The organism is Rhodococcus sp. 05-2254-6 (genome assembly GCF_002258565.1).
Lineage (GTDB): Bacteria > Actinomycetota > Actinomycetes > Mycobacteriales > Mycobacteriaceae > Rhodococcoides.
On sequence record NZ_NOZF01000174.1, the window covers coordinates 64,951 to 78,308 of the forward strand.

Below are 13,358 nucleotides of genomic sequence, written 5' to 3' on the forward strand. Positions count from 1 at the left end.
CGCGTTGACGCTTCAGCTCACGTCGGTGCTCGATGGCACGTGAGACCAAGTTAATCAACGAGTCATCGCGCGCAGCGCCGCTGCAACATGGCTTTCCTATGTTCGGTTCACACACCGATCAGGAGGCCACACGTGACCAGCCTTTCTCGCAGCGCTTCGGCAGATGCCGGCTCAGCCACCACGGCGACTGTTCCACCCGGAACAGTTCCCGTCTCCGTCAACCATCACATCGCGCACTGGAATTCCGAGGACGTCGAGGCCTGGGAGGCCGGCGGCAAGCAGATCGCCAAGCGCAATCTGATCTGGTCGGTCATCGCCGAGCACGTCGGATTCTCGATCTGGTCGATCTGGTCGGTGATGGTGCTGTTCATGCCGTTGTCGGTCTACGGCATCGACGCGGCGGGCAAGTTCTTCCTGGTGGCCGTCCCCACCCTCGTCGGCGCGATCCTGCGCATTCCGTACACCTTCGCCACGGCCAAGTTCGGTGGCCGTAACTGGACCATCTTCAGTGCTCTGGTGCTCCTGATCCCCACCGTGCTGACCATGTACTTCATGCTCAACCCGGCGTCGTACACCACCTACATCATCGTTGCGGCGTTCGCCGGACTCGGCGGCGGTAACTTCGCATCCTCGATGACGAACATCAACGCGTTCTATCCGCAACGCGAGAAGGGGTGGGCGCTCGGCTTGAATGCGGGCGGCGGCAACATCGGTGTGCCCGTCATCCAGCTCATCGGCCTGTTGGTCATCGCCACCATCGGCAACACCGCCCCCGAGATCGTGTGCGCCGTCTATCTCGTCTTCATCGCGCTTGCCGCCGTCGGTGCCGCGCTGTACATGGACAACCTGGACAACCAGAAGACCAACGGACGCTCCATGATCGACGTGCTGAAGTTTTCGGACTCGTGGTGGATCGCCTTCCTGTACATCGGCACGTTCGGGTCGTTCATCGGCTTCAGCTTCGCGTTCGGGCAGGTCCTGCAGATCAACTTCCTCGCCGGACTCACCGACGGAGCACCGGCGACTCCCGCTCAACAGGCGCAGGCATCGCTGCAGGCCGCTCAGATCGCGTTCATCGGACCGTTGCTGGGATCGCTGTCGCGTCCGTTCGGCGGCAAGCTCGCCGACAAGATCGGTGGCGGCAAGATCACCCTCTACACGTTCGTGGCCATGACGTTCGCCACCGGGATTCTGGTTGCGGCCAGTACCTGGGACGATTCGACTCCCGGCGCGGCCAGCGGCACCGTGATGGTGCTCTTCGTCGTCGGATTCATCGCACTCTTCCTGCTCTCGGGCCTCGGAAACGGATCGGTGTACAAGATGATCCCCGCCATCTTCGCTGCGAAATCCGCTCAGCTTCAGGGCATGACCGTCGACGAGCAACAGCACTGGTCGCGCAAGATGTCCGGTGCGCTCATCGGTATCGCCGGCGCGATCGGCGCTCTCGGCGGCGTGGGAATCAACCTGGTGCTGCGGGCGTCGTACTCGGGCACCGCGAAGTCCGCGACCACCGCGTTCTGGGTGTTCCTCGCCTTCTACATCGTCTGCGCGATCGTGACCTGGGCGATCTACCTGCGCAAGACCAATTCCGCCGACGCCGACGCACCGGTAGCAGTCTGAGGATCCATCACCGGCGAGAACGAAACACACTGCACGGCAACGTAGATCGGAAGGACCCGCAATGAAGAACGCGGTAGTGGTAGGTCACGGGATGGTCGGACACCGATTCGTCGAAGCGTTGCGTGCGCGTGACGAGGCGGCCGAGTGGAAGGTCACGGTGCTGTGCGAGGAGGCACTGGCGGCGTACGACAGGGTGGGACTGTCGTCCTACGTCGGTGCCTGGGACCACAAGGAACTCGCTCTGGCGGGCAACGACTATCCCGGTGACACCCTCGTCGAGATGCGCACCGGAGTACGTGCCGATCGCATCGACCGCGACCACCGCACCGTCGTGACCTCGGCGGGGGACACGGTCGAGTACGACGCTCTGGTCCTCGCCACCGGCTCCTACCCGTTCGTGCCGCCGATCACCGGACACGACCTGCCCGCGTGTTTCGTCTACCGAACCCTCGACGACCTGGACAAGATCCGTGCCCGCGCCGACGCCGCAGGACCGGGAGCCGTCGGTGTGGTGGTCGGCGGTGGCCTCCTCGGTCTCGAAGCGGCGAATGCGCTGAAGAAGATGGGCATGACCCCGCACGTCATCGAGTTCGCTCCACGATTGATGCCGCTGCAGGTGGACGAGGGTGGCGGCGCGCTGTTGGCGCGCCTGGTCACCGAACTCGGGTTGAACGTCCATGTGGGAGTGGGCACGTCGTCGATCTCCGAGAACGACAGCGCCGGTCTGACGGTCGAGTTGAGCGACGGCAGCACCATCGACGCCGCGCTGCTGGTGTTCTCCGCCGGTGTGCGTCCCCAGGATCGGCTGGCACGTGAGAGTGGCCTCGAGGTGGGTGAGCGCGGCGGCATCATGGTCGACATCGGCTGCAGTACCTCCGACCCTGCCGTCTATGCGATCGGCGAATGCGCTGCGGTCGAGGGTCGGTGCTACGGACTGGTCGCTCCCGGGTATTCGACGGCGGAGGTCGTGGCCGACCGATTGCTCGGCGGCGCAGCGCAATTCCCGGGTGCCGACATGTCCACCAAGCTCAAGCTGATGGGCGTCGACGTCGCGAGCTTCGGCGACGCGATGGCGGCAACGCCGGGCGCTCTCGAAGTGGTGTTCAGCGATGCCCCCAAAGGCACGTACGCCAAGCTCGTCGTCACCGACGACGCGAAGACCCTGCTCGGCGGCATCCTCGTCGGCGACGCTTCCGCGTACTCGCTGTTGCGGCCACTGGTCGGTCGCGAGTTGCCCGGCGATCCGGGCGCTCTGATCTCACCTGCCGCCGAGCAGGTCGGCATCGGTGCACTGCCCGACGACGCCGAGATCTGCTCGTGCAACGGTGTGAGCAAGGGTGCCATCTGCTCCGCGATAGCCGACGGAGCCTGCGACCTGGCGGCCGTGAAGAGCTGCACCACCGCGGGTACCACCTGTGGCGGATGCCTGCCCTCGATCAAGTCGTTGCTCGCCGCGTCCGGTGTGGTCCTCTCGAAGTCGTTGTGCGAGCACTTCACTCAGTCCAGGGCCGAGCTGTACGAGATCGTTCGGGCCACGAACACCCGCACCTTCTCGTCGCTGATCGCCAAGTACGGCTCGGGAACCGGCTGCGACATCTGCAAGCCTGTCGTCGCGTCGATTCTCGCGTCGACGTCCTCCGACCACATTCTCGACGGCGAGCAGGCGTCGTTGCAGGACACCAACGATCACTTCCTGGCCAACATCCAGAAGAACGGCACCTACTCGGTGGTGCCCCGGATGCCGGGCGGTGAATGCACTCCGGAACAGCTCATCGTCATCGGCGAGGTCGCTCGCGATTTCGGGCTCTACACGAAGGTGACCGGAGGGCAGCGCATCGACATGTTCGGTGCCCGCGTCGAGCAGTTGCCGGCGATCTGGAAGCGCCTCGTCGACGCCGGGATGGAGTCGGGCCAGGCGTACGGGAAGTCGCTGCGGACGGTCAAGAGCTGCGTCGGATCGAGTTGGTGCCGTTACGGCGTCCAGGATTCGGTGGGGATGGCCGTCGATCTGGAGAACCGCTATCGAGGTCTGCGGTCGCCGCACAAGATCAAGTTCGGCGTCTCGGGCTGCGCTCGCGAATGCGCCGAGGCCCGCGGCAAGGACGTCGGGATCATCGCGACCGAGGGTGGTTGGAACCTCTACGTAGGCGGTAACGGAGGTCAGTCGCCCAAGCACGCGCAGTTGCTCGCGTCCAACCTCGACGATGCCACCCTGGTCAGCTACATCGACCGTTACCTCATGTTCTACGTGCGTACAGCCGACCGGCTGCAGCGCACGGCACCGTGGCTCGAATCGCTCGACGGGGGACTGGACCACCTCAGAGCCGTCGTGTGCGAGGACAGTCTCGGCATCGGTGCCGAACTCGAAGCCGACATGGAACGCCACGTCGCCGGCTACAAGGACGAGTGGGCCGGCGTGCTCGAAGACGACGAGAAGCTCGGTCGGTTCGTCTCCTTCGTCAATGCTCCGGACGAGTCCGACCCCACCATCGCGTTCGACGAGTCCGGCGCGCGCAAGGTGCCCGTGCTGATGGGAATGCCACGAGTGGGCGCGTGAGCCGATACGGGAGCTGACAACCGGCAGGTCACGAGACTGAGTGCATGTGCACAGACGAGTAATCGCGACTTAACGGCCAAGAAACACAAGCAACGTGGAATAGCTGATCAGGAGGTACGCCATGACTGTCATCGATTCGTCAGCAGTGAAGTCACCATCAGCGGTACCGAACGACATCGCTCGTGATTGGACCCCGGCCTGCACGCTCGACGCGCTGATTCCGGGGCGCGGAGTGGCGGTGCTCCTGCGAGGAGGCACCCAGGCGGCGCTGTTTCTGCTCGACGACGGACGACTGTTCGCGGTGGGCAACATCGATCCGTACGGGCGTGCAGCAGTGATGTCACGCGGACTGGTGGGAGACCGAGGGGGCGAACCCACCGTCGCATCGCCGTTGCTCAAGCAGGTTTTCTCGCTGGCCGACGGCCGCTGCCTCGATGACCCGCAGGTCACCCTCGGATCGTTCGAGGTCTCCTGCGTCGAGGGCGTCGTGTTGGTCCGCGGCGGATCTACGTGAGCGAAATCGCAGGGGCTGCAATGCCTCTGGTCGGGTTCACCGTCGGGATCACCGCATCGCGTCGAGCCGAGGAGTTCGCGACTCTGCTCGAGCGGCGCGGGGCCACCGTGATGCATGCCCCCGCTATTCGCATCATCCCACTGGCCGACGACGCCGAGCTCGAACGCGTCACCGCCGCCGTCATCGCTGATCCACCGGAAATCACCGTGGCCACAACAGGAATCGGATTTCGTGGCTGGGTCGAGGCAGCGGACGGGTGGGGGCAGGCAGAAGAACTGGGTCGCGCACTCGGTGCGTCCCGTCTGCTCGCTCGCGGTCCGAAGGCGAAAGGGGCCATCCGAGCAGCCGATCTACGCGAGGAGTGGTCGCCCGCCTCGGAATCCTCGGCGGAGGTACTCGAACATCTGTTGGCCGAAGGGGTGGAGGGCAAACGCATCGCCGTGCAGCTGCACGGCGCGACCACCGAATGGGAGCCGGTCCCCGATTTCTGCGAGGTGTTGCGCTGCGCGGGAGCCGAGGTGGTTCCGGTGCCGGTCTACCGCTGGACAGCGCCCGACGACCAGAGCCCGATGGACCGCATGATCGAAGCCGTCATCGTCGGTGATCTCGATGCCCTCAGCTTCACCTCGGCACCGGCGGTGGCGTCGATGCTGATGCGCGCCGACGAGAACGGTGTGCTCGAACCTTTGCTGCAGTCGATGCGATCGAGGGTGCTGCCGGTGTGCGTCGGGCCGGTGACGGCCGCGCCCCTCGAACAGCTGAACGTGGCCACCACACAGCCGACACGGGCGCGTCTGGGGGCACTCGCGCGGCACATCGCCGAAGAACTGCCGAGGCGCACCGGTCGTCTGCATGCGGGCGGACACGTGGTCAGTGTCCGCGGTAAGTGCGTGGTGGTCGACGGTGAAGTTCGACCGGTGTCCCCAGCAGGCATGGCGTTGATGAAGACATTGGCTCGCAATCCAGGACGCGTCGTCTCCCGCGAGGACCTGTTGGCGTCCCTGCCCGGCGGAGGGGGCGACACCCACGCAGTGGAAACGGCGATGACCAGACTCAGGTCCTCGCTGGGTGCGCCGAAAGCAATTCAGACCGTGGTCAAGCGTGGCTATCGCATCGCACTCGATCACATCGAGACCGAAACGGACTGCGATTCCGAAGAACCGGCTGATCGAGTGGCCGTCGTAGAAGGGGGAAAGTACTGATGACACCGACTCTTGTTCTGGTTGCACACGGCACCCGAAACCCCCGTGGTGTCGAAATGGTCGCCGCACTCGCCGATGCCGTGTCGACTCAGATCGGTACAACGCGCGTGGCATTCGTCGACGTACTCGGGCCGTCACCGGCCGAGGTGCTGCGCGACACCGCCGGGCCCGCGGTCGTGGTTCCCGCTTTCCTCGCGTCGGGCTACCACGTGCACACCGATGTGCCGCGAGAGATCGCCGACAGCGCCCACACGTCGGTCGCCGTCACCCGTGCGCTCGGACCCGACCCGGTGCTGGCCGAGGTCATGATCGACCGACTACGTGACGCCGGGTGGCGCTCGGGCGATCCGATCGTGCTCGCTGCCGCAGGATCGTCCGATGCTCGTGCGTTGGAAGAACACCGGCGCGCGGCGGCGATGTTGGCCGATGTCGCCCGAGTCCCGGTACGCATCGGCTACGTCGCCACCAGTACCCCCACCGTGTCCGACGCGGTGTCGACCCTGCGAGAAGCCGGGCACTCACGTGTGTTCGTGGCGTCGTATCTGTTGGCGCGCGGCCTCTTTCACAACCGTCTCGCCGACGCCGGAGCCGACGGCGTCGGTGCACCGCTCGGAGTGCATGCCGCGATCGTCGATCTCGTGGTCGCGCGCTACCGCGAGGGTGTTCGATCTCTCGGTGAAACTAGTGGTGCGGCAACGGAAGAATTGTCACCGGCTCGTCGGCGCTGACCTTGGCCGGGATCACAGCCAGTGCGTCGCGGCCGACGAGGTGAGCCAGGTGCGCCGTGCGGACCCGGGTATCTGCCCGCCACCGTGTGCCGTCCGCGGTGACCGGGACGATGCGAGGCGTCGAGGATCGAACCTCGGCAGCATTGGACAACAGGCCGATCCGCGATGGGACCGTTCTCCCGGTCAGGGCATCGACGATCGCGGGCGCGGCGAGCATCGCGGTACCGACGGCCGCCAGCGGATTGCCCGGTAGGCCGAGTACCACTGTGCCGTCGGGCAACGCCGCGGTGATCTGAGAACCGCCGGGACGCATGCGCATTCGCCCGACGACGGTCTCGGCATCGATGCCGGCGAGGGTCCCGCGGAGCTGATCGGCAGCCCCGCCTCCGGTCGCCCCGACGACGATGATCACGTCCACGTCCCGAGTGCGGGTCAGCACGTCTCGAAACCCCGTCGCAGAATCCTCGAGCAGCGTCACATCGACGACGGTGATGCCGCAGTGCGCCAGGTACTCCGGCAACACCGACCCGAGCACGTCCCTGGTCTCGCCGGGAGCGAGTGGCCCGGTGGATCGAATCTCGTTTCCGCTGATGACTACTCGTCCGCGTACCGGACCGCGCACCGCCACCTCGAACACCTCTGCACTGGCGGCGAGCGATCGTACGGCCGCATCGATCGGGGTGCCGGCTGCGACCAGTTCGGTACCGGGCAGCCAGTCCTCACCGCGTCGACGCGTGTCGTCGGACTGCGGTGCCGTCGGGATGCGTCGAGCCGATCCGTCGGACTCGCGGGTGATGTGCTCGTCGCGCACCACCGATGTCGCTCCGCGCGGAAGCGCTGCGCCCGTCGCGATGCGCACCGCCGTTCCTTCGATGAGTGGGGCGATGTCGGAGGTGCCGGCATACGCGATGTCGGACCGGAGGGTCCACGGATCGGTGCCGCACACGGCGTAGCCGTCCATCGCGGAGATGTCTACTGCCGGCAGCGCGGTTCGGGAGACGAGGGGTTCCGCCAGTACGGTTCCGGCACTGTCCTGCAGGGGAATTCGACGGATCGGCAACGCAGGGAGTCGGCTCCGAACGCGTTCGAGTGCGTCGCTCACCTCGAGCGTCTCCGGCTGTTGTGCGGCCAGACGGGCGGCGAGAAGATCGGCGGGGGTGTCGCAGTCCTCGACACCGGACACCGCGATCACCAGATGATCGGCAGGAAGGATCGTGCGCATCGGCGCGCCCTCCACCGAATCCAGCTGTGCCAGCGCGGAACGCAACGCGGCGTGCCGCCAGACTCCCAGCAGGAATTGGGTACGACCCGCACTGTCGCGGGCGAAGACGGCGTCGGTCTGCGAGCGCGATACGGCACCGATCAGCGACTCGACCGTCGCGGCGTCGAGAAAGGGTAGATCCGACGCGATGACCACCACCAGATCTGCAGTGCCTTCCGCACGGTCGTCGAGTGATCGCAGGCCCGCGGCGAGTGCAGCGACCGGGCCGCCGCCCACGGGCGACTCGCGAGTCTGCACCACGTGATCGGGCACTCCGGTACGGGTCGGACCCACCAGAACCGTTCTGCGACAACTCGTTACCGCGTCCAGGGCGATGTCGACCATACGGCGCCCGCCGACGGTCATGGCAGGTTTGTCGACCTCGTGCGGCGCAGCGGGGTTCTCGGGATCTGCCATCCTCGACCCTCGACCGCCGGCGAGGACGATCGCGTCGCAGACCGGTTGCGTCACGTTGCGAGCTCCGTCATGTCGGCAGCGGCACGTTCTGCAGGCGAACCTGCCCGCGTGCTATGACTTTTCCGCTGTCGGAGGCGGTGATCGTGACCAGCCACAGTTGTTGAACACGGCCCTGCTGCAACGGTTCTGCGACAACATCGACGCGGCCGCCCTTGCTGGCGCGGAGAAAGTCGGTGCCGTTGTGTACGCCGACTGCGAATTCACCGCGATCCTTGACCGCCTCACTGGCGCCGATGCTCGCTGCGCTCTCGACGGCAGTGGTGTAGACGCCGCCGTGGACGACCCCCCAGGGCGTGAAGTGCTCATCCGTCAACTCGATGTGCCCGGCCACCCTGGTGCCCGAGACCTCGTCGACGACGAGACCGGCGGAGGCCACGAAGCTGCTCGCCTTCGACAGCGCGAACTTCGCCGTGGGGCGTGGATCGAACTGCTCGAGTGCGTCCCTGATGTTCATTCTCCGAGATTAGTGGTCGGCGGCGGTGGCGGTGGGAGCGCCCCGAAGTCGAATCGAATCGAGCTCAGTGGCACGCGCCCGTCGTGGTTCGGAACGCCTTCGCTGCGCAGAGTCTCGAGCTGTCTCGAGGCCAGGTGCGGGGCGGGCCTTCCACTCGCGCCGAGGACTCGATGCCAGGGCAGGTCGGCGGAATCGGTGCGCATGATCCATCCGACGATGCGAGGACTCGACAGGTCGGCGGCGGCCGCGATGTCTCCGTAGGTGGCCACGAATCCAGGGGGGATCGACGCGACCAACGCGCGAACTCTCTCGACCTGGGCTTCGGTGATCGGGGCCATCTACAGCAGGGATCGCACCAGCTCGGCGACCTCGACCGGCTTGGCCTGGCCGACCATGTGATCGCAGTCCAGTTCGACCGTTCGCAGGTTGTCACCGAGCTTGTCTCGCAGCGCCGAGAGGAATTCCTCTGTGACATAGGGGGGTTCGACGCGCATGGCCCGCACCACGATGGTCGGGACATTCTCGGCGGGGACCACGATCGGACGTGCGAGCTCGCCCCACGTCGCGACGATGGCCGGAATCGACATTCGCCACGCGACCTTTCCGTCCTCGGCGGGGATCAGGTGATCGGCGACCTCACGGTCGAGCAATTCGGTGGGCACGTCCGCCCACGCCCCGTGGATCTTCTCCGAGCGCGCCTCGTCGGCGTCGGTGTAGTCGGGGGATTTCGCGGTCGCCTCGGCCACCTCGAGTAGCTCCTCCGGCGGCAGGGCGATCGCGGGATCGAGCAGAATCAGCGCCCGCACAGCCTCGGGGAACCTCTGCGCGAGGTGCACGGCCAACGCGCCGCCGTAGGAGTGGCCGAGGACCACGACCGGTCCACGCGCATGGGCGTCGAGCACGGCTTTGAGCGCAGTGACCTGCGCGTCGATGTCCCAGGGCGGTGTGGCCGGGGAATGCCCGTGGCCGATGAGGTCGGGTGCCAGAATCCTGGCCTCGGGAAGGTGGTTCTCGGCGAGGTCCCACCACCGGGCACCGTGTCCGGTGACACCGTGGACGGCGAGGATTTCGGGACCGTCTGCGGGTCCGAACGTGTGCAGATTCAACTCGGTCACGTCGACCACTATGCCGTATCGCGCTAGGACCAGCGAAACAACCGGATCGCGCAGGCGGTTCCGGCGATCACCGCGACCGCGAGTCCGATGGGTCCGCCGATGTCGACAGGCGTTCCGGCCCAGGCAGATCCCAACGCACTGACGGTGGCACCGAAGGGAAGTACCTCACCGACGGCGGCAACCGGACCGGGCAGATCCGCGACCGGGCCGAACAGCCCGCCGCTTGCACCGAGAACGAGGAACAGGGTCAGGCCGATCGCGACGGCCGAGTTCGCTGTGGGTGCGACGGCAGCCACGACGATCCCCAGCGAGTACATCGCCGCGGCACCGAGCACCAGAACGGCCGCAACCAGGATCGGGTTGTGGGGGGGCGTGATTCCGAAGAGCAGCGCGGCCGTGGACAGAGCGATGCCGATTCCGAGTGTCGCTTGGACGGCGCTGGTGATCACCTGCGCAGCCAGCACCTGCGTCGGTCGGATCGGTGTCGTCGACAGTCGCTTCAGTACGCCCGACTTGCGATAGAGCGCAAGAAAGCTCGGCATGTTCACGATTCCGATGACAGCGATGATCATGGTCAGGGCGAGCGGCAGTACGAACCGATCGAATGCGGTGATCGTGCCGGGCCCGACGATCTCCGTCGAGGTACCCGAGCCGTTCATCACCAGTACGAGAACCGGGAGGGCGATGGGAACGATCAGGCCTGCCGTGTCCCGGGTCACCATGCGCATTTCGGCCCGCACTAGTGCGCCGGTGGCGCGCAGGCCCGGACGAGGTGAAGCGTCGATCTCGTGTGCGGTCATGCCGAGCTCCGTTCGGTCAGCGTCAGGAATGCGTCCTCCAGGGTGGCTCGGTGGTCGCCCCCGAGGCCGGCGTCGGCGATCAGAGAATCCGGTGTGCCGGTGGCCACCACGGAGCCTCGATCGAGGACGGTGATGCGATCGCACAGGCGGTGTACCTCGTCCATGTGATGGCTGATCAGCAGGATGGTGACGCCGTCTGCGCGGAGGTCCTCGATCAGTCGCCACACGGTGCGTCGTGCATCCGGGTCGAGTCCGGTGGTGAGCTCGTCGAGCAGGACCACCCGAGGGGAACCGACCAGGGCGAGGACGACCGACAACCGTTGTTGCTGGCCTCCGGACAACCGTTCGTAGCGCACCCGGCGGTGCTCGTGCAGGCCGACAGCACGGACGAGAGCGTCTCCATCGGCAGGTCGACGGTGGAAGGAGGCGAACAGATCGACCAGTTCGGCAACGGTGAGCGCGGTGTGCAGGTCGTTGGACTGCAGCTGTACTCCCAGCACGGAGCGCACTCGATCGCGGTCGGTGAAGGGGTCGAGTCCCAGAACTCGTACGGCACCGGAGCTCGGCCTGCGAAGGCCCGCAACGGTTTCGACGAGGGTCGTCTTGTCGGCACCGTTGCGCCCGAGCAGGCCGTGCGTCTCGCCTTCGGCGACAGTGAGGCGCACGCCTGCCACGGCGGTCCGTCCCCGATACCGCTGGGTGATGTCTCGAACGTCGATCGCTGCCATCCGATGCTCCCTTCTCGATGGTCTCGATCTCGACGCTAGATCGGCCGTGGCCTGTGCACAGGTGCCGATGGTCACCGATGGTGATCGTGACTTTCGGCAGGGGTGTGCGGACGAAACGGGCGATAAAGTCGACAGAATGAGGCGCCTCGGACCCGACGTTCTGGCCGGTGCGTTCGTGTCTGCGCTCGCGGTCGTGATGGGCGCTCTCGTCGTCTTCGATCGGTCGATCGCCGACGGTCTCGCGGTTCCGCTGTGGGTCTGGGCCTCGCTGTTCGCGGCCTTCTTGGTGGCCCAGACCACGGGCATGTGGTGGGAAGACCGGTTGCCGGATCGTCTCGTGCGCGCGTGCTTCGGCGTGCAGGTGGTGCTGGCACCGATTCTGGTGCTGACCGCCCCGACGGCAAGCTGGTTGCCCATCCTGCTGGTCTTCACCTCGACGTTCGCCGTGTATCGGGTGACCGGTCTCTCGGTGGCGGTCGTCGTTGCGGTTTACACCTGCTGCGTGGGGGTGTCGGTTGCGATCCGGGGTGGACGGATCTCGGAGATCGCGCTGATCACGTCGATCTACGGGGCGCTGCAGGTGGCCAGTGCGTTGTCGGTGACCGCACAGCTGCGACAGGCTCGGCTGCGTCGGGAACTGGCGGTCGCGCACGCCGAACTACGCACCGCCAGTGCGCTGTTGGACGATTCCTCCCGTGCCGACGAGCGATTGCGCATCGCGCGAGAGTTGCACGACGTGCTCGGTCATCAGCTCACCGCACTGAGTCTCGAACTCGAGGTGGCGTCCCACCGGGTACCCGAGCCTGCGCGCGAGCACGTCCTTCGGGCGCAATCCATCGCACGCGACCTGCTCGGCGACGTTCGGTCGACCGTCGGCGAGGTGCGCGCCAGGACTCCGGTGCTGGGGGAGTCGCTCGATCGTCTGGTTGCCCGGCTACCCCAACCGGTCGTGCATCTGACGGTCGACCCCGAGATCAGGGTCGACGAGGCTCGCGCGGTGGCTGTGGTCCGCTGCGTGCAGGAGATGATCACCAACACCATTCGCCATGCGAATGCCGACGAGATGTGGATCGAGGTACGCGCGGATCCGACCGGTGCGCTGTCGGTCTCGGTGCGCGACGACGGCCGGGCGACGGCCGATTTCGAGCCGGGGCACGGGCTGCAAGGAATCCGAGAGCGCATCGAAGGACTGGGCGGCACGGTCACGTTTTCGGTCGATCGAGGGTTCGCGGTCCATGCGACGGTGCCCGCACCGTGATCAGGGTCTTGATCGTCGACGACCACACTCTGGTTCGGCAGGGTATCCGCAGCCTGCTCGACCTGGCCCCCGACATCGAGGTGACCGATGAGGCGGACGACGGTGCCGCTGCGGTCGCGTCGATCGAACTCGATCCTCCCGATGTGGTGTTGCTCGACCTGCGCATGCCGCGGTTCGACGGACTGTGGACGCTACGGGCTTTGCAGGACAGAGGAATTCGGGTTCCGGTCTTGGTTCTGACGACGTTCGACGACGACGAGTTGGTGCTCGGGGCGCTGCGTGCGGGCGCGAAGGGCTACCTGCTCAAGGACGTGACCTTCGAGCGGCTCGGCGGTGCCGTACGTGAACTCGCGGCCGGGCGCACCTTGGCGCAACCCGCCATCACCGAGAGACTGCTGGACGCTCTCCGGGCCGGGAAGCACGGCCCGAGCGACGTCGGAGTCGCCGACACACTCACCGCCCGCGAGATCGACGTCCTACGGCTCGTCGCAAGCGGATACACCAACAGATCGATAGCCGACGCACTGCATCTGGCCGAGGGAACCGTCAAGAACCACATGTCGTCGGCCATTCTCAAACTCGGTGCGAACGACAGAACGAGCGCAGTTCTGCGTGCGCTGCGGGACGGCCTGCTCGACTGACCG

The 13,358-nt window shown here is 66.3% G+C and carries 13 protein-coding genes; 7 read left to right on the forward strand and 6 right to left on the reverse strand.

What is annotated here, in order from left to right; translation table 11 throughout:
- Positions 1-228 precede the first annotated feature (228 nt).
- From CH256_RS23935 to CH256_RS23955, 5 genes are all read left to right on the forward strand, one after another.
- Positions 229-1,620: a nitrate/nitrite transporter gene (locus tag CH256_RS23935; RefSeq protein ID WP_094642478.1), complete on the forward strand. Its 1,392-nt coding sequence runs from the start codon at positions 229-231 to the stop codon at positions 1,618-1,620.
- A gap of 61 nt (positions 1,621-1,681) precedes the next feature.
- Entirely contained in the window at positions 1,682-4,177 is a 2,496-nt protein-coding gene (gene nirB / locus CH256_RS23940) for a nitrite reductase large subunit NirB (RefSeq protein WP_094670846.1), read from the forward strand.
- Between the two features lie 121 nt (positions 4,178-4,298).
- Complete coding sequence (gene nirD / locus CH256_RS23945) at positions 4,299-4,691, forward strand: nitrite reductase small subunit NirD (protein ID WP_094642301.1); 393 nt, start codon at positions 4,299-4,301, stop codon at positions 4,689-4,691.
- A 20-nt stretch (positions 4,692-4,711) separates the two neighbouring features.
- Positions 4,712-5,893 (forward strand): uroporphyrinogen-III synthase, encoded by a 1,182-nt coding sequence (locus CH256_RS23950; protein WP_255183303.1) that lies wholly within the window; start codon positions 4,712-4,714, stop codon positions 5,891-5,893.
- The gene (locus CH256_RS23955) at positions 5,893-6,621 is read left to right on the forward strand and encodes a sirohydrochlorin chelatase (RefSeq protein WP_094670848.1); all 729 of its coding nucleotides are present in this window, start codon (positions 5,893-5,895) and stop codon (positions 6,619-6,621) included. Before CH256_RS23950 ends, CH256_RS23955 begins: the two co-directional genes overlap by 1 nt.
- Here the strand turns inward: CH256_RS23955 and CH256_RS23960 are convergent.
- From CH256_RS23960 to CH256_RS23985, 6 genes are read right to left on the reverse strand one after another with little or no spacing between them, the layout of a single operon-like run.
- Positions 6,575-8,353 (reverse strand): NTP transferase domain-containing protein, encoded by a 1,779-nt coding sequence (locus CH256_RS23960; protein ID WP_256989529.1) that lies wholly within the window; start codon positions 8,351-8,353, stop codon positions 6,575-6,577. The two genes, CH256_RS23955 and CH256_RS23960, sit on opposite strands and share 47 nt — an antisense overlap.
- Before the next feature lie 13 nt (positions 8,354-8,366).
- Positions 8,367-8,813: a PaaI family thioesterase gene (locus CH256_RS23965; protein ID WP_256989530.1), complete on the reverse strand. Its 447-nt coding sequence runs from the start codon at positions 8,811-8,813 to the stop codon at positions 8,367-8,369.
- Positions 8,810-9,151 (reverse strand): MGMT family protein, encoded by a 342-nt coding sequence (locus tag CH256_RS23970; RefSeq protein ID WP_068046009.1) that lies wholly within the window; start codon positions 9,149-9,151, stop codon positions 8,810-8,812. The genes CH256_RS23965 and CH256_RS23970 overlap by 4 nt, the downstream gene beginning before the upstream one ends.
- On the reverse strand, positions 9,152-9,928 hold the full coding sequence (locus tag CH256_RS23975; RefSeq protein WP_094670880.1) for an alpha/beta hydrolase: 777 nt from the start codon (positions 9,926-9,928) through the stop codon (positions 9,152-9,154).
- Positions 9,929-9,951: 23 nt separating this feature from the next.
- Positions 9,952-10,728, reverse strand: coding sequence for an ABC transporter permease (locus CH256_RS23980; protein WP_094670850.1), 777 nt, complete (start codon positions 10,726-10,728; stop codon positions 9,952-9,954).
- Complete coding sequence (locus tag CH256_RS23985; RefSeq protein WP_094670852.1) at positions 10,725-11,456, reverse strand: ABC transporter ATP-binding protein; 732 nt, start codon at positions 11,454-11,456, stop codon at positions 10,725-10,727. The genes CH256_RS23980 and CH256_RS23985 overlap by 4 nt, the downstream gene beginning before the upstream one ends.
- A gap of 136 nt (positions 11,457-11,592) precedes the next feature.
- On the opposite strand from CH256_RS23985, the gene CH256_RS23990 reads away from it, so the two are divergent.
- Positions 11,593-12,714, forward strand: a complete 1,122-nt coding sequence (locus CH256_RS23990; protein ID WP_179272208.1) for a sensor histidine kinase — start codon at positions 11,593-11,595, stop codon at positions 12,712-12,714.
- On the forward strand, positions 12,711-13,355 hold the full coding sequence (locus CH256_RS23995; protein ID WP_094670856.1) for a response regulator: 645 nt from the start codon (positions 12,711-12,713) through the stop codon (positions 13,353-13,355). Before CH256_RS23990 ends, CH256_RS23995 begins: the two co-directional genes overlap by 4 nt.
- The last annotated feature ends 3 nt before the right edge of the window (positions 13,356-13,358 follow it).

Coding starts and splice junctions, on each gene's coding strand:
- nirB (WP_094670846.1), top strand. CDS start 1,682: ATGAAGAACGCGGTAGTGGTAGGTCACGGGATGGTCGGACACCGATTC.
- nirD (WP_094642301.1), top strand. CDS start 4,299: ATGACTGTCATCGATTCGTCAGCAGTGAAGTCACCATCAGCGGTACCG.
- CH256_RS23950 (WP_255183303.1), top strand. CDS start 4,712: ATGCCTCTGGTCGGGTTCACCGTCGGGATCACCGCATCGCGTCGAGCC.
- CH256_RS23955 (WP_094670848.1), top strand. CDS start 5,893: ATGACACCGACTCTTGTTCTGGTTGCACACGGCACCCGAAACCCCCGT.
- CH256_RS23965 (WP_256989530.1), bottom strand. CDS start 8,813: ATGAACATCAGGGACGCACTCGAGCAGTTCGATCCACGCCCCACGGCG.
- CH256_RS23970 (WP_068046009.1), bottom strand. CDS start 9,151: ATGGCCCCGATCACCGAAGCCCAGGTCGAGAGAGTTCGCGCGTTGGTC.
- CH256_RS23980 (WP_094670850.1), bottom strand. CDS start 10,728: ATGACCGCACACGAGATCGACGCTTCACCTCGTCCGGGCCTGCGCGCC.
- CH256_RS23985 (WP_094670852.1), bottom strand. CDS start 11,456: ATGGCAGCGATCGACGTTCGAGACATCACCCAGCGGTATCGGGGACGG.
- CH256_RS23990 (WP_179272208.1), top strand. CDS start 11,593: ATGAGGCGCCTCGGACCCGACGTTCTGGCCGGTGCGTTCGTGTCTGCG.